Genomic DNA, 21,039 nt, shown 5'->3' with positions numbered 1-21,039 from the left:
TATATATTGCAAATACGTTTTTATACTATTATACTTTTGTCCGTATGATGATATGCTATAGTTTTGGAGAAGTGAAAGGTTGATTGTGATGAATATATGGTTGAATATGTTAACAACGACAGGACTCGGGGCAATTATTGGAGGGTACACAAATCATTTAGCAATAAAAATGTTATTTCGTCCTCATCGTCCTATATATATTGGGAAGTTTCAAGTTCCATTTACGCCAGGGTTAATTCCGAAGCGCCGTGATGAGCTTGCTGTTCAATTAGGAAAAATGGTTGTAGAGCATTTGTTAACACCAGAAGGAATCGGAAAGAAGCTAACAAATGAAGAGTTTCAAGTCGGTTTAATCCGCTGGGCGCAAGTTGAAGTTGAGAAAGTAATTACGAATGAACAATCGTTACGGGATATGTTAGAAAAATGGAATTTAACACATGTCGAAGAAGAGGCGACTCAAAAAATCGAACATGTTATTACAGGAAAAATTCATGCATTTTTAGCAGAGTATTATACATATACATGGGAACAAGCATTGCCTCATTCTGTTCATGAAAAAGTAGAGCATGCGATTCCGAATATCTCGGCGTTTATTTTAGAGCGAGGAATTCGCTTTTTTGAAAGTGAAGAAGGAAAAGCACGTCTTTCAAAAATGATTGATGATTTCTTTGCTTCTAGAGGAACGCTACTTAACTTAGTCGGAATGTTTTTAGGGAATGTCAGTTTAGTGGATCGAGTACAGCCAGAAGTCATTAAGTTTTTAGGGCAAGATGGCACGAAGCAGATTTTAAGTGATGTACTGCAAAAAGAGTGGGAAAAGTTAAAAGGAAGAGATGTAAAAGAATTAGAAACGTTTGTAGAAAAAGAAATGATTGTGAAATCCATATTGTCAGCAGTTAAAGTTGAGGAAACAGTGAGTAAATTTTTAAATCAATCTGTTCAGCAAGTATGTGAGCCAGTTCGAGAAACAATCATGGAAAAGGTAGTCCCAAGTGCAGTAACGAAAGGATTGAAGTGGGGGACAGAAAACGTAGAAAGTATATTAAACAATCTACACCTTGCGGAAATTGTACAGCAAGAAGTGTCTACATTTTCAACAGAGAGACTAGAGGATCTAGTCTTATCTATAACAAAAAATGAATTGAAAATGATTACGTATTTAGGGGCATTATTAGGAGGAATGATCGGACTCGTGCAAGGATTGTTACTGTTGTTCCTTAGGTAATAGAAGCGAATACATAGAAATAAAAGTGAAATTTCTTCACATCTCTTGCATAGTTTGATATGGTAAGAAGAGGTGCGTATGTAAATGCACTTAAAAGGCAGTGCGAGCGAAAAGCGCTAGCCTTCTAAAGGAGGAAAAATAAAATGACAAAAAACATTCATGATGTTGCATATGAATTACAAAAAACAATCGCTGAAAACGAAGATTTCCAAACATTAAAAGCAAGCTACGCAGCAGTACAAGGAGATGCAGTTTCAAAGAACTTATTCGATGAGTTCCGCATGATGCAACTTGGCCTACAACAAAAAATGATGCAAGGTCAAGAAATCACTGAAGAAGATAACCAAAAAGCACAAGAAGTTGTAGCTCGTATTCAACAAGATGCTAAAATCACAAAGTTAATGGAAACTGAGCAACGTTTAAACATCGTTATCACTGACGTTAACAAAATTATCATGAAGCCACTTGAAGAATTATATAACGCGCAACAACAAGCGTAATGATGAAGATGCTCCTAGTATAGGGGCGTCTTTTTTGTTTATGAAATAGATGAATTGCATTTTGATAGTCCATCCACAAAAAAAAGCCCATTCAAAATAGTCTTTTTTAGTGACTATTTTGAATGGGCTTATGATAGATTCAACAATTTTTGAATATTTCATCACTTGTTGAAATACTCAGTTTCAATATTCTTTTCCTTCAAAAACTTTTCAATCTCTTTTTGCTTTCTACCATTAACTTTCTCAAAGCGCTTTGTAAAAGAAAAATCGGCCTTGAATAAGTTACCATCTTGAGCGATTTTTTCTATTTCTTGATCTAGCTCTATTGAAAGTGCGGTAGACGATGAAATAAATTCATAGATTTCTTTTGAAGGCTTTTTGTAATCATTAGGTATAGTGTTGTTACTAATAAAATCATGGAAATTTGCATCATTTTGTTTTGCTAAATCTATTAGTTTTTTTAATTTCTCTCGGTCGGATTCAGTGACATTCTCGTCAGACAGGGCTGATGAAAGGGGAACGGTGTTTTCAAATAACTCTCCGCTATAATCTAAATAATTTTTTATATTTTGTTTCATTTCGTCTTCATTAATATTTTCGTCCTTTTTTTGAGAGTTAAATATATTTTCTGGAATTTTAATAGTAACATCTTTAATAGATTGTACATCGTCTAATTTATCGGATTGTGTATTGTTCATATCATTAGATTGTGCACTGTGTGAACAAGCTGATATAAATAAAAGAGCAAGCAGTATGAGTGGATATAAAGTGTATTTCTTCATTTTAATCTCCTTTTTCATTCATTAATATCTTTGTAAAATGGAAAAATTCCACTTTAAATACTTTACTAAAATTGAGTATACATGTTTTATCATTTGGTAAGATATCACAGAAATTAGTAAACCGATGCAAAAAGCTATGAACACACTATATACATCTGAATAACTGATTTGATGAAATCCTTTAAAAAATCCTAATCCTAGTAATAAAATAGGTGAAATGATTAACAATGGTGTGGCAATGATAAGGGCTAGAAGAATCGGTAATAAAAAGAGTAGTACGAAAAAGGCGATAATGATAAAGGCAAAGTTTAAAACACTTAAGCTCATAACAGAAAATAGTGCGGTTATCATATTTTTGAAGCTTCGTTTATTGTCCGCGTTTTGTATTGCATAGGAAACATTAAGTTCTTTAGCAATAGTTTTAGGGTCTCCTAGTTTTCTAGAAATTTCTTCTTCAGATTTCCCATCCTGTTTAGCACTGATAAAATGAGTTTCATACTCTGAAATAATATCTTTCTTTTCTGCATTAGGCATATTCCGCAGGGAAGAACTAAGTTGTTCCAAAAATTCACTTTTGTTCATAACAATCACTTTCCTTTATAAAATGATGAATTACAGCTAAGAATCCTATCTTTTGAAAAGGGGGATAAGAATTATAAGGAGTGTTCCAATTATTGGGTATTCCAATATTTACAAATATATCATTTAGTAGTATTCTTTGCAAGGTACTATAATCTTATTAATACTGTGATTAGATGGAATTTTTTCGTGCATTTTTAGAGGAGATATAAAAATATTATTTTAGGATAAACAAAGGGTTGTAAGCGTATTCCTTAGAGGTTGTCAAAAAACTGTCAAATTCATATCGTTGGAAAAATAATGCATTTGTAATATAATGATAAACGATACTTCACCACATTAATTAACTAGGTGAAATTAAAAATCTTTATTACACACATTATGAAATAAAGGGATGATTAGTTTGAGTACAGGTGTAAAAGCAAACGACGTGAAAACAAAAACAAGAGGAGCAGATCTTGTTGTTGATTGTTTAATTAAACAAGGTGTTACACATGTTTTCGGTATTCCAGGAGCGAAGATTGACTCTGTATTTGATGTACTGCAAGAAAGAGGACCAGAGTTAATTGTTTGTCGTCATGAACAAAACGCAGCATTTATGGCAGCTGCTATTGGTAGATTAACAGGGAAACCGGGTGTGTGTCTTGTAACTTCAGGACCAGGGACATCGAATTTAGCGACAGGTCTTGTTACTGCGAATGCGGAGAGTGATCCCGTTGTTGCTTTAGCTGGTGCGGTTCCACGTACGGATCGATTAAAACGTACGCACCAATCTATGGATAATGCTGCACTATTCGAACCAATCACAAAATATAGCGTAGAAGTAGAGCATCCTGATAATGTGCCAGAAGCGCTATCAAATGCATTCCGAAGTGCGACTTCCACAAATCCAGGAGCTACTTTAGTAAGTCTTCCGCAAGACGTTATGACTGCGGAAACGACTGTAGAGTCTATCGGTGCGCTTTCTAAGCCACAGCTTGGAATCGCTCCCACACATGAAATTACATATGTAGTAGAAAAAATAAAATCAGCGAAATTACCAGTTATTTTACTCGGTATGAGAGCGAGCACGAATGCAGTAACGAAAGCGGTTCGTGAATTAATTGCTGATACAGAACTTCCTGTCGTTGAAACATATCAAGCAGCTGGTGCGATTTCACGTGAGTTAGAAGATCATTTCTTCGGCCGCGTTGGATTATTCCGTAACCAACCAGGTGATATTTTACTAGAAGAAGCGGATCTTGTTATTTCTATCGGTTATGACCCAATTGAGTACGATCCGAAATTCTGGAATAAACTTGGAGACAGAACGATTATTCATCTTGATGACCATCAAGCAGATATCGACCATGATTACCAACCAGAGCGTGAATTAATTGGCGATATCGCTTTAACTGTAAATAGCATTGCAGAGAAATTACCGAAGCTTGTATTAAATACGAAATCAGAAGCAGTTTTAGAACGATTACGCTCGAAATTATCAGAGCAAGCAGAAGTTCCAAACCGTGCTTCAGAAGGTGTTACGCATCCACTTCAAGTCATTCGTACACTTCGTTCTTTAATTAGTGACGATACAACCGTTACATGCGACATCGGTTCACATTCTATTTGGATGGCAAGATGTTTCCGTTCTTATGAACCACGTAGACTATTATTTAGTAACGGTATGCAAACGTTAGGTGTTGCACTTCCTTGGGCAATTGCCGCTACTTTAGTTGAACCGGGCAAGAAAGTTGTTTCCGTGTCAGGTGATGGTGGTTTCTTATTCTCTTCAATGGAATTAGAAACAGCGGTACGTTTAAATGCTCCGGTTGTCCATCTCGTATGGAGAGACGGTACGTACGATATGGTTGCGTTCCAACAAATGATGAAATACGGCAGAACATCAGCTACAGAGTTTGGCGATGTTGATCTTGTGAAATATGCGGAAAGTTTCGGGGCGTTAGGTCTTCGTGTCAATACACCAGATGAATTAGAAGATGTATTGAAAACTGCATTAGAAGCAGACGGTCCTGTCATTATTGATATTCCAATTGATTATCGTGACAACATTAAATTAAGTGAAAAACTATTACCAAATCAATTAAACTAATGGAGGCATGAGTGAGATGAATGTTGCGCAATTAATTGATATTGATGCAAAAAAAACGAAAACGAGTAATGAAGTATATCAAACATCTACAATGCTTGCGCTATTAGATGGTATATATGATGGTGTTATTAACTTTGAGGAATTGAAAGAACGTGGTGATTTTGGCATCGGCACATTTGATCAATTAGATGGTGAAATGATTGCGTTTGATAATGAGTTTTATCATTTACGTTCAGACGGTTCAGCGGAAAAGGTAGATCCGGAAGAAACAACACCGTTTGCGACTGTAACGTTTTTTGAAAAAGAAATGAGCTATACGGTAGAGCGTCCGATGAATCGTGAAGAAGTGGAAGCATTATTACATGAGTTAATGCCAAGTAAAAACTTATTTTATGCGATTCGAATGGACGGTACGTTCCGTGAAGTTAGAACGAGAACTGTTCCAAGACAAGAAAAACCGTATACGCCACTCGTTGAAGTGACGAAATCACAACCGATTTTTTCGTTTAAAGATACGGATGGAACGATGGCTGGATTTTGGACACCGGATTACGCGCAAGGTATTGGTGTAGCTGGTTTCCACTTACATTACATTGATGATGAAATTAGCGGGGGTGGACATGTTTTCGATTATGTTGTAGAAAACTGTACGATCCAAATTTGCCAAAAATCTCATATGCATTTAGCACTTCCAGAAACAGCTGATTTTATGGCGGCTGAATTATCAAGAGAAAATTTAGAGGATAATATTGCGACTGCGGAAGGTGCGGAGTAAAAGGAATCGAAATCATGTATTCTCTATATAAGAAACGAAGTCTTGTTCAGGCTTCGTTTTTTTTATTGATGAGCAATCTTCTCGTGAAATTCCCCTCTACCGCCTCATTATGTTTCATTTGTAAAATGAAAACTCAATTTTGAATCAAAAGAAATATAAATTTCTCCCTAAACATATACATCAAAAGGATAGGGGGGATATGATGGGAAACTCGATTACTATTAGTTTATGCATGATTGTAAAAGATGAGGAACAAACTATATCGGAATGTTTAGAATCGGTCAAAAGTGTTGTGGATGAAATTATTATTGTAGATACAGGTTCCACAGATGCTACAAAAGAAATTGTGAAGAAGTATGACGCGAAAGTTTATGATTTTCAATGGATTGAAGATTTTTCAGCGGCACGAAATTTTGCATTTTCTAAAGCTACAAAAGAATATATTCTTTGGCTAGACGCAGATGACATAATAGATACGGAAGATGTAAAGAAATTGTTGCAGTTAAAAAGTACGTTAGATCGTAGTACGGATGCAGTATCTATGAAATATTATTTAACTTTTGATATAGAAGGAAATCCAACACATTCTTTAAGGCGATATCGATTAGTCAACAGAAGTAGAAATTTTCAATGGCATGGATTTGTTCATGAATATTTAGAGGTGTATGGAAATCTTATAAATAGTGATGTAGGGGTAAGTCATAAAAAAATAAAAGCATATACTAATCGTAATTTAAAAATATATGAAAAACATCTTGAGAGTGGAAAAGAATTTAGTCCCCGTGATGTGTACTATTATGCAAATGAATGTAGAGATCACAGATTATTTGATAAGGCTGTTAATGGGTATTCTAAATTTTTAGATGAAGAAAAGGGTTGGGTTGAAGATAATATTCAAGCTTGTTTAAAAAGAGCCGAATGTTATTTAGAATTGGGGGACTTAAAAAAATCTATACAATCTTGTTTGCAATCATTTACGTATGACACGCCTAGAGGAGAACTTTGTTGCCACTTAGGACGTGTATTTTTGCAACAAGGGGAATATTCTAAAGCGATATATTGGTACCATGCAGCAATTGACGGGCCAAGGCCAAAGGATTCTCCGTTTGTCCGAGAAGAGTGTCATACATGGTTGCCGCATATTCAACTATGTATTTGTTATGATCGAATAAAAGAATATGAAAAGGCGATTTATCATAACGAACAAGCTGCACAGTTCATACCTAATAATCCAAGCATTGAATATAATAGAAAATATTTTGATAGTTTATCGGAAAAATAATATTTAATAATACTAGATAATCATTTTGGCTGCTGAGAGGAGTTTGATTCATGCTCACAAGTATAATTATATTGACTCATAATCAATTACAGTATACAAAAGAATGCATCCAAAGTATTAGAACTTATACAGTGGAACAAGAGTATGAGTTAATAGTTGTGGACAATGCGTCAACAGATGGTACTGTAGAATGGTTACAAAAACAATCGGATATTATGCTAGTGGAAAATGCGGAGAATATGGGTTTCCCAAAGGGATGCAATCAGGGAATTAAAGAGGCAAAAGGTGACAATATTCTATTATTGAATAATGATGTGGTCGTAACTGAAAATTGGCTAAGCAACTTAATTCGGTGTTTATATGAAAGTAAGGATGCTGGAGCGGTAGGGCCCGTAACTAATAATGCCGCTTACTATACTGCTATACAAACTTTTTATAAAGATATTGAAGGAATGCAGAAGTTTGCAACTTTATATAATCAAAGTGATAAAGATAAATGGGAAGAACGTATGAAATTAATCGGATTTTGTATGCTTATAAAAAAATCGGTGTTAGATGAAGTTGGATTATTAGATGAACGATTTACACCGGGGAATTATGAAGATGATGATTTGTCACTAAGAATTTTTGAAAAAGGGTATAAATTGTATTTATGTAGAGATACATTTATTCATCACTATGGAAGTGTCTCATGGAAAGAAGATAGTATGAAATTTTCTGTAGTTTTACATGCGAATAATATAAAGTTGTATGAAAAATGGGGATTTTATGGTGAAAGTTTATACATTCATTATGATTTACTAGCAATTTTAGAACGATTTGCGCCTGATAAAGTAAATATTCTTCATATAGGAGCTGGATGTGGTGCCACTTTATTAAAAATGAAAGGGTGTTATCAGGCAGTTTCTTTATTCGGAGCAGAAAGTAATGAAAAAGCGGCAGCTCTTGCAAATCGGGTAGCTCCTACAACTTCTGCTGAGTATGACAAGTTACATGAGGTATTTACAGATGAAAAATTCCAGTACATTTTGTTATCACATCCTATTGAGTTAGCTCAATTACCTCAGGTCATACAATCTATGTCACAACTTTTAACGCCAACAGGAACTTTCATTATGTCGAAATTCAATTTGGATAATTATTATGCATTAAAAAAATAATGCTTTTAAGGTTTTCTCTTTGGAGATGAGCTGTATTTGGCAATGTTGGAGGAACAACGGTTTCTTCTATAGAAGCAAAACCGAAATCCGAGCCCGGATTTCGGCTTTTCGACGTGTGGTGAATTACGAAAAAAGAGCTATCCTATAAGTTGGTTTCACTGACTTATAGGATAGCTTCTTTATTTTGAAACAAACGGATGCTTTTCATAATAAAACCGCCATGGGTAGTGAATGGCTTCTTCTGCGTAATCAATATTAATACGAGGGCCAGCTATTATGTTATGTGTGGATGATAAATGTTCTTCTTCCGGAACTAACTCAATATATAATGTATCACTTTGTAATGATACCCCGCGTTCTTCTAAAGTGATTCCGAGTGCGCGGCATAGTTTTCCAGGTCCATTTGTTAAGTTTTTATACTGCTTATTTGTAATATCGGTTTTGTTGTAGCGCGCTAGTTTCATTTCTTCGATTCCGTCTATAGGCTCAAGAGCACGAATGAGAATTCCTTGCGGGGTGCCGACTGGTGCTGTAATTACGTTAAAACAATGATACATACCATAAATAAGATATACGTAAGCATGTCCGGGTGCACCGAACATTACTTCTGTTCGATCTGTTCGTCTACCGCCGTAACTATGTGCGGCCTTATCATCTGGACCTTTGTATGCTTCTACTTCTACAATAATTCCGCTTCGTTTTATTCCATCTACAATATGAACAAGTTTATGTCCGAGTAACTTCTTTGCGACTTCTAACGTATCGCCTTCATAGAAAGAAGGTGGTGCCTGCATTGTACTATCTCCTTTGCTGGTTGTATATGTATATAGTAAACCAAATTTTGAGTAGTAATTCTAACTCGTTCTATTTGCTACATTTATTTCATAAATTATGGATAGAGTACAACAGCGAAGAGGGGGAGTGCGACATGATTTATCGCTTACTAGCTCTTAATATAGATGGGACACTACTATACAACAACGGAAAAATCGCAAAAGGGTTACGGGAAACGATTGAATTTGTGAAAAGAAAAGATGTATACGTTACATTATTTACGAATCGTAATTTTCAATCGGCTCATAAAATTGCCAAGGCGCTAAAATTAGATTCTATATTAGTTACACATGGCGGAGCTTTCGTTTCAGCATCGTTAGATAAGCCGTTCGCTCAAAGGAGATTATCTGAAGAGAAAACCTTTAATATTGTGCAAGTGTTAGAGCATTTTGATTGTAATGTTCGCATTTCTCATGAACGATTTTCAATTGGGAATCGTGAGAGAAATACACCAAACTTAATTGCGCGTACTGTATTATCGAGCGCAGATCCGTTATTTTATCCAGTTCAATTTGTAGATTCGCTAGGGGATGCACTGCGCGATCATCCAGTAGCTGCACCAAAAATTGATATTGTTTTCCATACGAAAGGTGAAAAAGAAAGAGGGATGAATACGTTAAGAAAGGCATTTCAAGATATAGAGTACGTCGAATGTGATGCGAGGCGTATAGAAATTCTCCCTCAAAATGTATCGAAACTACGTGGTTTACAATTACTTGGGGAGCATTTAAATATTCACCTTAGTGAAATGGTCGCGATTGGGGATAGCATAGAAGATTTAGAGGTCATTGAAAACGTTGGACTTGGGGTAGCGATGGGGAACGCGCCTGTAGAGTTAAAGCAAGCCGCAGACTGGATTACACGTTCTAATATTGAGAACGGCGTAGAATATATGATTAAAGAGCATTTCCGTAAGCAATTTCCGCTTCCATTTTTGAAAAATCATAAAAATACACCGAAACGATGAAAAAAGAAACGTAGCATTTTCGCTACGTTTCTTTTTTGTTTTTATGCTTCGATTACTTTAAGCATTCTATTTAAAAATGCAGCAGCTTCACCACGTGTTGCTGTACCTTTTGGGACAAACTCGTTTCGCTCATTACCTTTTACAATTCCGTATGCATAAACGTTTTGTAATGCTTTTTTATTGTATGCTAAGTCTTGGTCAGTGAATGGTAATTTCACTTCTTTTCTATAAATCCATTTGTATTCTAGTGCACGATCAATCATAATAACAGCTTCATCACGTGTTATTGTAGCATTTGGATCAAATGTATTATTCCCACGACCATTAATTATACCTGCGCTAGCGGCACGATTAATTCCATCTACTAAAGATGAATGTGCTTCGTTTAAGTCCGTAAATTTAGAATTTCCAGCAGGTAATTTTAAAGAGCGGGACATTAAGTTTGCAAATTCGGCACGTGTTACAAGACGATTTGGCCAATAAGAACCATTACCGTCGCCGAACATAATTTTTTTAGCTGCTAACTGGCGAATATCTTGCTCATACCAGCCACCTGTAATGTCGTCTTTTTCATGTGGGATTTCTTCAGGGATAACATCTTTACGATTTTCATTATAATAAGCATTTGTTCCTTGTAAGAAAGCAGTCCATTGTCCACGTTGAATCATAAATGCAGGACAGTTTTTTCCACTCCAAAATTGGTGCTTGTGAACGTGATCTAGTGAGATATTTAGTTCATTCATTAAATACGCAGCTAATTTGCGGGCGTTTTCTACTGCTTTAACATAATCGCCATCGCTATTTACAGCAATTTCAATTCCGATTGATTCATAATTTCCAGTTTTATTTCCAGCATGCCATCCAACTTCATTTAATGGAAGGTGTTGATAAATTTCTTTATCATCGACAGTAAAATGCCAAGATGCTGAACGATCAGTGTTTCCACGTGCTTGACTATCTAGGTACTTTGCGTGATTTAAAGCGTTAGCACCGTTGCTCGTATTAGCAGTTTCATGAATTGTAATGTATTTTGGATCCATTGCGTATCCAGGTCGAATGTTTTCATTACCTTTTGGGACAATCATTTCTTTAAATGTCACACCATAAATATTGCTTGTATATAAATTTGCGGGAGTTCTATATAAAGTTTTCTTTTCTGTAGAACTCTTATTTTCTAATAAGGATGCTTTCGTACCTTCAAACGTAGCTGAAGGCGCGTAAATCCATTTTGATGTTTCGTTTACTTGAATTTTAAACCAATTCCCAGATTGTTCAGTAGGAGTGATTGTTTGTGGTTGTATTTTATTTTCTTCTTTAAATGGTTCGAAAGGAAGTGAATATGTAAAAGTCTCTTCCTTTATAATTAATTTTTTATTGGAAAGTTTATGAATCTCTCGTACTTCTAAACTATTATCATCATTATTGATCCAGCCAGAACTAGACGCAGTTTGTACATAGTATGCAGTATCTTTTTTCTTTGTTGCCTTTACGACTTGGTCAGTAACTTCACTATTTGTTTTGTTCTGTAAAGTGTTCGAATCATATAGTGGAAGTTTTTTTGATAAATGGAGCAGATATTCACCATTTATTTCAAGGTGATTCTCTTCATCATGTCGATGTTTTTTTGCATGTTCTTCGATGCTTTTTAAGGCTTCTTCATCAGTAGATGTTTCTGTGTTTGTCTTTGCAGTTTCTGCAAATGAATAAGTGGGAGTTGCAAATGTTTGTAATGCCAAAGAAAGTGCTAAAATGTTGTAAAACTGTTTTTTCATAGTTGTTATAACACGCTATAGTCTGTATCTCGTGTTAACAGTCCTCCTTTTATAGTTAAATTAGTAACAAAATATGTTCTAGATTGTAGCAAGAGTATGTTATAATGTCTATACAACTAGAAAATGTTCGTGGAAAATCAATATTCAGTATGTTGTAAATATAATATAGAAATAAGGTAAAACCTTCTGTATTGACCTGCAAACTCCCTTCAAGTAAACTAAAGAGAGTTTGCAAATGAAAAGGTGATAATGTTGTTAATTTCAATTAAAACGTTACAAGATGATCGTTTTTTACGTCCGCTACAAAATATTGGCGGTTTATTTTTTGAAGAGAGCACGATAGGGTTTGAGAAAGAAGAAGCAAATCTGATCGTTGATATACAGATAGAAGGTAATGTGGCAGCATCAGCTCGTTTAACAGATGTTGCAACCGGAAATGTGTATGAAGAAACATTCTCGAAAGATTTATCTGCTTTTACAGATGAAAAAGAACGTATGAAGCAAGTGAAACATGTTGTTTCTTATGTATATCTTTCTGTGCTTCAACAGCTAACTGGGCTTGAACAGAGCTGGGGTATTTTAACGGGAGTACGCCCAACGAAGCTGCTTCACAAAATGCTTCAAAATGGTATGTCAAAAGAAGAAGCGCACCAAGAACTTCGTGAAAGTTATTTAATTCATGAAGAGAAAATTGAACTTCTTCAGCGTATTGTTGATTGCCAATTAGCGGTGGTTCCAGATTTATACCGCTTGAAAGAAGAAGTAAGTATTTATATCGGTATTCCGTTTTGTCCTACAAAATGTGCGTACTGTACGTTCCCTGCTTACGCAATTAACGGACGCCAAGGATCTGTTGATTCATTCTTAGGCGGTTTACATTATGAAGTTCGTGAAATCGGTAAGTTTTTGAAAGAAAAAGGTGTTAAAGTTACGACGATTTATTACGGCGGTGGTACACCGACGAGTATTACAGCAGAAGAGATGGATATGCTGTATGAAGAAATGTACGAAGCGTTCCCAGATGTGAAAGATGTACGTGAAGTAACAGTTGAGGCAGGTCGCCCAGATACGATCACACCAGCGAAGCTAGAAGTGTTAAATAAATGGAACATTGACCGTATTAGTATTAATCCGCAGTCATACCATCAAGAGACACTAAAAGCAATTGGACGTCATCATACTGTAGAAGAAACGATTGAGAAGTATCATTTAGCACGTGAAATGGGAATGAACAATATTAACATGGACTTAATTATTGGTCTTCCTGGTGAAGGATTAGAAATCTTTAAGCATACGTTAGATGAAACAGAAAAGTTAATGCCAGAATCGTTAACAGTTCATACGTTATCATTTAAACGTGCTTCTGAAATGACACAAAATAAACGTAAATATAAAGTAGCAGGTCGCGAAGAAATCACTGCGATGATGCATGAGGCGGAAGAGTGGACGAAGAACCACAATTACGTGCCATACTATTTATATCGTCAAAAAAATATTTTAGGTAACTTAGAAAACGTTGGATATGCAATGCCTACGCAAGAAAGTATCTACAATATTGTTATTATGGAAGAAGTACAATCAATTATTGGACTTGGTTGCGGGGCATCAAGTAAATTTGTTCACCCACAAACAGGAGCAATTACACACTTTGCGAATCCGAAAGATCCAAAATCATATAACGATGGCTTTGTGAAATATACAGAAGATAAACTGAAAATTTTAGAAGAGCTATTCGCGTAAGGAGAAGGAGACTGTTCCGATTTGGAACAGTCTCTTTTTTATCCCGCTATTTGCCGGGCTGATTAAAGTTTCACTTTATATTGTCAGTTTTTGTCGGTAAGTCGATATATTCGAAAAATCGCTGATATAAATTGAGTTGCGGTCGATATATTTTAAAAATCGCTGATATATTTCAAGTTGCGTCGATATATCTTAAAAATCGCTGATATATTTCAAGTTGCGGTCAATATATTTTAAAAATCGTCAATATAATTTCATTTACCGTCAAGTGGCACTGTTTGTAAAACTATGTCGATAATAATCAGAAAAATTAGTCAAATTATTAGAGGACAATGTCTACTTATAGACGAAATGATAGATTTATGAAAGAGAAAAGGGGGAAATTGTTGGCATGTACATGACGATAGGGAGAATTTTTGATTTAGCAGTTGGCAAGTATCCGAATAAAGAGGCGTTAGTAGAACCAGAAAAAAATATTCGCTGGACATATAAACAGTGGGATGAGCAAATAAATAAAACAGCGCAAGCTCTATTGAAAGAAGGAGTACGAAAAGGAGACTCTGTATCTGTTTACTTATATAACTGTCGTGAATTTGTAAACGTTTACTTAGCCTGTGCCAAAATTGGGGCGATCTTTAACCCGATCAATTTCCGCTTAAAAGCAAAAGAATTATCGTATATCCTCCAAGATGCAGCCTCGAAATTAGTTGTCTTTGAAAAAGCAGTCGAATCAACTGTTGCTATGATTGAACGAGATTTTCCAAATACGTCTTTTTGGTATGTAGAAGACGATACACCTTCCTATGCGAGTTCTTACCATGAAAAAGTAAATGAAGCATCAGCTGAAAAAGTAGATATTGTAGTAGATGAGATGGATTATTGTTCTATGCTTTATACGAGTGGTACGACTGGTCATCCGAAAGGTGTACTACATCGCCATCGTGATATGGCTGAGCATAGTATGATTTGTACGTACTTCATAAAATATAACAGGGATAGCGCCGGACTTGTGGTAGCGCCTTTATATCATTGCGGCGAGTTAAATGCTGGGATCATACCGCGCATTCAAGTTGGCGGAAAAAATGTTATTTTACATCATTTTGATACGGATCGAGTGCTACATACAATTCAAGAAGAGAAGATTACGACGTTTTTTGCAGCACCAACGATGTGGAATATGTTACTGCAAAAAGATCTATCCGAGTATGATTTAACTTCGATGAAAATCGGTGTATATGGCGGGGCCGCGATGGCTCCAGCACTAGTGAAGGAATGTAAAGAGCGTCTTTATATTGATCTTGTCCAAATTTACGGAATGACAGAAATGGGACCGGTTGTTGCGTTTCTCGTAGAGGAGGATCAAATTACGAAAGCTGGTTCAGCAGGAACACCGTGCTTTAGCCATGAAATTAGAATTGTTAAACCGAACGAAGATGCACCAGCAGAGCCAGACGATGTATTGCCTCCTTATGAAGTAGGGGAAATTATTTTGCGCGGCCCGACTATGATGGCTGGATATCATAATCGAGAAGAAGCAAATGCAAAATCGATGTATAAAGGGTGGTATCATTCTGGTGATTTAGGCTACTTCGATAAAGACGGCTATTTATTCGTCGCAGACCGCGTTGATGATATGGTAATTAGCGGTGGTGTAAATATTTATCCTCGTGAAATTGAAGATTTCCTTCATAGTCACCCTGGTGTATTAGATGTTGCAGTACTTGGTGAGCCAGATGAATTATGGGGAGAGCGTGTCGTTGCGGTCGTTGTAAAGAAAGATGAAAATATTTCAGAAGCTGATTTAGAAACGTATTGTAAAGAAAGTGATGAATTAGCAGATTATAAACGTCCGCGTCATTACTTATTTGTAGATGAACTTCCTCGTAATGCGAGCGGAAAATTACAAAAATTTGTGCTAAGAGAGTCGTTAAAAAGCGCGAAGAAATAAGGTGTAGAGCAGTTGTCTATACAAATAAGGCTATCTTTCTTAATAAGGAAAGGTAGCCTTATTATTGTGAAATTATTAAAAATGAGGAGATAACAGTCTAAAAAAAATTGTATGCACCTCTATTTATAATTACTTCCTATTATTATAGTAGGATATATTTTATTATTTCCTGTTTTAATTTTAATACTATATGATCCTTGTTAAAAAGGTTATTTTTGAAGTGATGAGAAATATTAAAATAGTAAATGTGGGTGTGTAATTTCAGAATATGTTCGTGCTTTGGTACTAGTGGAATAAAATTATTAAGGAGAATGGTGATGGATAATGTTTGAAAGAGAAAAAAATCAGTCGTCAGATGACCGTATGACTAAAGTGGTCATTTAGTAATTTTTGGTTACTACTGGTATAGTAACAAATTAAAGTGCAAATGAACAGTCTTGTAATGCATTTTTATTAGTACTAATATTTATTGTTGGCTGCCAGAAAAAGAGAACAATATGGTTAATGAATCGTGTTGTTTACTGATTTGTTTTGCATGATTAAAGATAGTTTGATGCTGCAAATATTCTTTAATTGTAACCTTTTTCAAGGTGGTTTAGGGTGAAAAGGATTTTGTAATATAAAAATGTGATGATTGAAATTGGAGGCGTTATGAGTACATATTTAAAAAGAATATCTGTAATTTGTTTTATTGTTACCGTTATTATTGGACAAGTTTTTACACCTATCATCGGACATGCTCAAGAATTAAACACAGCAGGATTTGTTGATAGTTTTGCAATCGAAAAAACAACATTAAATTATGGGGAACAGACTAGCATACGTGTAAACTTTAGTGAAAAACCTGGAAAAAAGATGAAGTCCGGGGATACATTAACGTTAGCACTTCCTCCAGAATTAAAGGGTTTTAGTGGCACAATTGCATTAAAGGATGATTCAGGACGTGTTTTTGGTGCGTGTCAGATTAATGGAAATAATGTGGTTTGTACATTTAATGATACAGTAGATAAGCTTGAAAATATTAGAGGGAACTTTAATTTCACTGTTCAAGCTACGAATGTAGAAGCAGGAAAAACGAAAGATGTCCAAACGAATTTAGGAACAAATTTAGAAAAACAAACGGTTAGCATTACCCACTCGAAAGGAGGAGGTACAGAACCGGGGATCTTTTTCTATAAATCTGGTGATATTCAGCCAGACAAAAGTAATGAAGTACGTTGGTTTTTAAATATAAATTTAAAGAAACAATATTTACATGACAATATCGTTTTGAAAGATACTTTACAAGAAGGACAAATTCTTAATAAAGGTAGTTTTAATATAGCTATTAATAATAGAGAATATTTGTCTCTTGAGCAATTTCAACAGCGAGGCTATGGATATATTAAGTTTACTAGTGATAACTCATTTGAAGTTGTAGTTTATAGACATATGGGGAATGCCACTTCATTTACTGTTGCCTATACATCAACTATAACTGAGAGTGGGAAAAAGTTAGAATTTTTACAAAATGACTATAAACTTGATTATCAAATTTTATATGAGAAGCCTACTTCTGAATCTAATAGTGTAAAGGTTAAAAATATATCATTTGGTGGCGAAGCTGAAGGGGATTTACCTGCGAAGGGAACATTGCAAATTGTTAAGCATATTGAAGGAAACGAAGGGAAAATTATCCCAGGTGTTTCTTTTAAAGTGTACACAGAATCAGGTCAGCAAATCGGTGATTCCTATACAACAAATCAAGACGGAATAGTTGAAGCGCCAAACCTTGCTCCAGGTAATTACTATGTACAAGAAATTTCAGCACCGAACTATGTAGAGTTCAATCCACAAACGAAAATTCCTTTTACAATTAAGAAGGATGATGTAAATGGAATAAAACTTATGGTTCCAAATAAGTTGAAAACTACATCAGTTACAGGAACAAAAACGTGGAAAGGCGACAAAGTAAAGGATCGCCCAGAAACAATTAAAGTAGATTTACTGCAAAATGGTAAAGTTATTACAACGAAAGAAGTTACCGCAGCAAATGATTGGAAATATGAGTTTGAAAAATTACCAGCAGTTGATAATGAAGGAAAAGCTCATAAGTATGAAGTGAAAGAACAACCAGTATCAGGATATCAATCGAAAGTTAATGGATATGATATTACAAATATAAAGATACAGGAAGCAACGGAAGTAGAAGAGCAAGGTAAAGAAGAAACAATAGAAGAACTGGAAGATCCAACTAAACCGGAAATGCCAAAGGTGACAGAAGAGCCGAATAAGCAAGAAAAACCAGAGGTAACAGACAAACCGGAAATTTGGGTGAAACCAGAAGAAGAAAAGATTGAAGAAGAAACAACAGAAGAAATGGAAGAGCCAGTAAAACCGGAAACGCCAAAGGTGACAGAAGAACCGAATGTTCTTGAGAAACCAGAGGTAACAGACAAACCGGAAATCTGGGTAAAACCAGAAGAAGAACAAGTGGAAGAAGAAACAACAGAAGAGATGGAAGAGCCAGTAAAACCGGAAACGCCAAAGGTGACAGAAGAACCAAATGTGTTAGAGAAACCAGAGGTAACAGAGAAACCGGAAATCTTGGTAACACCGATTGAAGAAGAAACAACAGAAGAAACAACAGAAGAAACAACAGAAGAAACAACAGAAGAAACAACAGAAGAGATGGAAGAGCCAGTAAAACCGGAAACGCCAAAGGTGACAGAAGAGCCGAATGTGCTAGAGAAACCAGAGGTAACGGACAAACCGGAAATCTTGGTAACACCGATTGAAGAAGAAAATAAAGAAGAAACAACAGAAGAAATGGAAGAACCAGTAAAACCGGAAACGCCAAAGGTGACAGAAGAACCGAATGTGTTAGAGAAACCAGAGGTAACAGAGAAACCGGAAATCTTGGTAACACCGATCGAAGAAGAAAATAAAGAAGAAACAACTGAAGAAATGGAAGAGCCATCGAAACCGGAAACGCCAAAGGTGACAGAAGAGCCGAATGTTCTAGAGAAGCCAGAGGTAACGGAAAAGCCGCAAGTAGAGGTAACACCGATTGAAGAAGAAACAACAGAAGAAACAACAGAAGAAATGGAAGAGCCATCGAAACCGGAAGAACCAAAGGTGACAGAAGAACCAAATGTGTTAGAGAAACCAGAGGTAACAGAAAAACCGCAAGTAGAGGTAACACCGATTGAAGAAGAAACAACAGAAGAAACAACAGAAGAGATGGAAGAGCCAGTAAAACCGGAAACGCCAAAGGTGACAGAAGAACCGAATGTTCTAGAGAAACCAGAGGTAACAGAAAAACCGGAGGTCTTGGTAACACCGATCGAAGAAGAAAATAAAGAAGAAACAACAGAAGAAATGGAAGAGCCATCGAAACCGGAAACGCCAAAGGTGACAGAAGAACCAAATGTGTTAGAGAAACCAGAGGTAACGGAAAAGCCGCAAGTAGAGGTAACACCGATCGAAGAAGAAAATAAAGAAGAAACAACAGAAGAAATGGAAGAGCCATCGAAACCGGAAACGCCAAAGGTGACAGAAGAGCCGAATGTTCTAGAGAAGCCAGAGGTAACGGAAAAGCCGCAAGTAGAGGTAACACCGATTGAAGAAGAAAATAAAGAAGAAACAACAGAAGAAATGGAAGAGCCATCGAAACCGGAAACGCCAAAGGTGACAGAAGAGCCGAATGTTCTAGAGAAGCCAGAGGTAACGGAAAAGCCGCAAGTAGAGGTAACACCGATTGAAGAAGAAAATAAAGAAGAAACAACAGAAGAAATGGAAGAGCCATCGAAACCGGAAACGCCAAAGGTGACAGAAGAGCCGAATGTTCTAGAGAAGCCAGAGGTAACGGAAAAGCCGCAAGTAGAGGTAACACCGATTGAAGAAGAAACAACAGAAGAAACAACAGAAGAAATGGAAGAGCCATCGAAACCGGAAGAACCAAAGGTGACAGAAGAACCGAATGTTCTAGAGAAACCAGAGGTAACGGAAAAACCGCAAGTAGAGGTAACACCGATCGAAGAAGAAACAACAGAAGAAACAACAGAAGAAATGGAAGAGCCATCGAAACCGGAAGAACCAAAGGTGACAGAAGAACCGAATGTTCTAGAGAAACCAGAGGTAACAGAAAAACCGGAGATCTTGGTAACACCAGAGAAAGAGCATTCAGAAGTACCGAACAAACCAGAAGTACCAAACAAGCCAGAGGTAGAAGAGAAACCGGAAGTACCAAACAAGCCAGAGGTAGAAGAGAAACCGGAAGTACCAAACAAGCCAGAGGTAGAAGAGAAACCGGAAGTACCAAGCAAACCAGAAGTAAAAGAGAAACCGGAAGTACAAAACAAACAAAATGTACAAAATAAATCTGAAGTACCATCTAGTAAAGAAAATAATAAGCAATCCAAATTACTTCCTCAAACAGGGGGAGCATCAACTGAATCTACTTCTATTATTGCAGGTATGTTTGCATTAATTTTGGGATCGAGATTGTTTAGACGCAAAAAAAATTAATGGTGAGAGTTAGTTCGGAAACAAAATGTATGTGAAAAAGCGGAGACTATGGGTCTCCGCTTTTTATTATTTTTGTACGCAGCTAATTTGGATAAAACGTATTGTTGAAAGATTTTAATAACATGCTCTTCGTTTTAATTCATATTTTTTACAAACGCATGCTTTATTTTTTTGCGAAATCGGGTGATTAGCGTAATGATAATAATACCGAAGAGAATTTTCCAAATGTGTTGTTCAAGTACTAGGAAAATATTGTCTAAGTTTTCCCCTAACCAGTAACCACTGATTAAGAAGAATGATACCCAAAATAGGGCGCCTGCATAAATTGTCATCGCAAAGCGGCGAAACGGTAAGTTGATAATTCCTGCAAAGTAGCCTGTGAAGTGGCGAACGCCTGGAATGAAAAAAGCGATAAAGATTAGAAAATATCCGTATTTATCAAACCACATTTTCGTTAAATTAATTTTTCGTTCTGTTAAAAATACATATTTCCCGTATTTCTGAATGAAAGGCATACCAAGTTTATTCCCTAAAAAGTATTGGAATGTCATACCTGCACTTGTCCCAATAAAGGATAAAACAATTAAAATTGGTAAACTTAAATCACCTTGATGTGATAAAAATCCTGCATAGGCTAATGTTGGCTCTCCTGGAAACGGAAGAGCAATATATTCTAATAGTAATCCGACAAGTACCACATAATACCCATATTGCTGAAATAATTCGTGAATCCATTCCATATTGTGCGCTCCTTTTTATATTGAAGTTGTTATACATCTTCCTCTCTTTCGCACTAATCGAACTGAAACAATAGTAGTAGAAGAGTTTGGCTGAAGGATCTAGGTTAGTATGATTTTTGACAACCACTCACGAT

15 protein-coding genes are annotated in these 21,039 nt (G+C 36.0%); 10 read left to right on the top strand and 5 right to left on the bottom strand.

The window, feature by feature from the left end:
• Nucleotides 1-79 precede the first annotated feature (79 nt).
• Together ACP6L7_RS23625 and ACP6L7_RS23620 are read left to right on the top strand one after the other, a co-directional pair.
• Nucleotides 80-1,225, top strand: coding sequence for a DUF445 domain-containing protein (locus ACP6L7_RS23625; RefSeq protein ID WP_097831240.1), 1,146 nt, complete (start codon nucleotides 80-82; stop codon nucleotides 1,223-1,225).
• 143 nt (nucleotides 1,226-1,368) lie between these two features.
• The gene (locus ACP6L7_RS23620) at nucleotides 1,369-1,725 is read left to right on the top strand and encodes a YlbF/YmcA family competence regulator (protein WP_097831239.1); all 357 of its coding nucleotides are present in this window, start codon (nucleotides 1,369-1,371) and stop codon (nucleotides 1,723-1,725) included.
• A gap of 161 nt (nucleotides 1,726-1,886) precedes the next feature.
• Here ACP6L7_RS23620 and ACP6L7_RS23615 read toward each other — a convergent pair whose 3' ends face one another.
• Together ACP6L7_RS23615 and ACP6L7_RS23610 are read right to left on the bottom strand one after the other, a co-directional pair.
• Complete coding sequence (locus tag ACP6L7_RS23615) at nucleotides 1,887-2,507, bottom strand: NDxxF motif lipoprotein (RefSeq protein WP_097831238.1); 621 nt, start codon at nucleotides 2,505-2,507, stop codon at nucleotides 1,887-1,889.
• Nucleotides 2,508-2,528: 21 nt separating this feature from the next.
• Entirely contained in the window at nucleotides 2,529-3,089 is a 561-nt protein-coding gene (locus ACP6L7_RS23610; protein WP_097831237.1) for an HAAS signaling domain-containing protein, read from the bottom strand.
• A 400-nt stretch (nucleotides 3,090-3,489) separates the two neighbouring features.
• On the opposite strand from ACP6L7_RS23610, the gene alsS reads away from it, so the two are divergent.
• The 4 genes from alsS to ACP6L7_RS23590 all read left to right on the top strand — a co-directional run bounded on the left by alsS (nucleotide 3,490) and on the right by ACP6L7_RS23590 (nucleotide 8,395).
• On the top strand, nucleotides 3,490-5,178 hold the full coding sequence (gene alsS / locus ACP6L7_RS23605) for an acetolactate synthase AlsS (protein ID WP_097831236.1): 1,689 nt from the start codon (nucleotides 3,490-3,492) through the stop codon (nucleotides 5,176-5,178).
• Between the two features lie 16 nt (nucleotides 5,179-5,194).
• Complete coding sequence (alsD, locus tag ACP6L7_RS23600) at nucleotides 5,195-5,953, top strand: alpha-acetolactate decarboxylase (RefSeq protein WP_097831235.1); 759 nt, start codon at nucleotides 5,195-5,197, stop codon at nucleotides 5,951-5,953.
• Between the two features lie 202 nt (nucleotides 5,954-6,155).
• Nucleotides 6,156-7,235: a tetratricopeptide repeat-containing glycosyltransferase family 2 protein gene (locus ACP6L7_RS23595; RefSeq protein ID WP_097831234.1), complete on the top strand. Its 1,080-nt coding sequence runs from the start codon at nucleotides 6,156-6,158 to the stop codon at nucleotides 7,233-7,235.
• A 50-nt stretch (nucleotides 7,236-7,285) separates the two neighbouring features.
• Nucleotides 7,286-8,395, top strand: coding sequence for a glycosyltransferase family 2 protein (locus ACP6L7_RS23590; protein WP_097831233.1), 1,110 nt, complete (start codon nucleotides 7,286-7,288; stop codon nucleotides 8,393-8,395).
• 179 nt (nucleotides 8,396-8,574) lie between these two features.
• Here ACP6L7_RS23590 and ACP6L7_RS23585 read toward each other — a convergent pair whose 3' ends face one another.
• Nucleotides 8,575-9,189, bottom strand: a complete 615-nt coding sequence (locus tag ACP6L7_RS23585; protein WP_097831232.1) for a DNA-3-methyladenine glycosylase — start codon at nucleotides 9,187-9,189, stop codon at nucleotides 8,575-8,577.
• Nucleotides 9,190-9,323: 134 nt separating this feature from the next.
• Between ACP6L7_RS23585 and ACP6L7_RS23580 the strand changes: the two genes are divergently transcribed.
• A complete protein-coding gene (locus ACP6L7_RS23580) occupies nucleotides 9,324-10,196 on the top strand; it encodes a Cof-type HAD-IIB family hydrolase (protein WP_097831231.1) in 873 nt (290 codons plus the stop codon).
• A gap of 41 nt (nucleotides 10,197-10,237) precedes the next feature.
• Here ACP6L7_RS23580 and ACP6L7_RS23575 read toward each other — a convergent pair whose 3' ends face one another.
• Nucleotides 10,238-11,968, bottom strand: coding sequence for an S-layer homology domain-containing protein (locus tag ACP6L7_RS23575; protein ID WP_141533570.1), 1,731 nt, complete (start codon nucleotides 11,966-11,968; stop codon nucleotides 10,238-10,240).
• Nucleotides 11,969-12,217: 249 nt separating this feature from the next.
• On the opposite strand from ACP6L7_RS23575, the gene ACP6L7_RS23570 reads away from it, so the two are divergent.
• The 3 genes from ACP6L7_RS23570 to ACP6L7_RS23560 all read left to right on the top strand — a co-directional run bounded on the left by ACP6L7_RS23570 (nucleotide 12,218) and on the right by ACP6L7_RS23560 (nucleotide 20,165).
• On the top strand, nucleotides 12,218-13,708 hold the full coding sequence (locus ACP6L7_RS23570) for a coproporphyrinogen III oxidase (RefSeq protein WP_141533569.1): 1,491 nt from the start codon (nucleotides 12,218-12,220) through the stop codon (nucleotides 13,706-13,708).
• A gap of 391 nt (nucleotides 13,709-14,099) precedes the next feature.
• Entirely contained in the window at nucleotides 14,100-15,656 is a 1,557-nt protein-coding gene (locus ACP6L7_RS23565) for a fatty acid--CoA ligase (protein WP_097831229.1), read from the top strand.
• Between the two features lie 651 nt (nucleotides 15,657-16,307).
• Nucleotides 16,308-20,165: a Cna B-type domain-containing protein gene (locus tag ACP6L7_RS23560; protein WP_430529453.1), complete on the top strand. Its 3,858-nt coding sequence runs from the start codon at nucleotides 16,308-16,310 to the stop codon at nucleotides 20,163-20,165.
• A gap of 134 nt (nucleotides 20,166-20,299) precedes the next feature.
• On the opposite strand, the gene ACP6L7_RS23555 is transcribed toward ACP6L7_RS23560, so the two are convergent.
• Complete coding sequence (locus ACP6L7_RS23555; protein ID WP_097829808.1) at nucleotides 20,300-20,905, bottom strand: DedA family protein; 606 nt, start codon at nucleotides 20,903-20,905, stop codon at nucleotides 20,300-20,302.
• Nucleotides 20,906-21,039: the final 134 nt, after the last annotated feature.

The organism is Bacillus silvicola, assembly GCF_050524305.1.
In the GTDB taxonomy this organism is placed as follows: domain Bacteria; phylum Bacillota; class Bacilli; order Bacillales; family Bacillaceae_G; genus Bacillus_A; species Bacillus_A cereus_AT.
The sequence above is the reverse complement of the archived record's forward strand: the minus strand, read 5'-3'. Positions and strand labels throughout refer to the sequence as shown.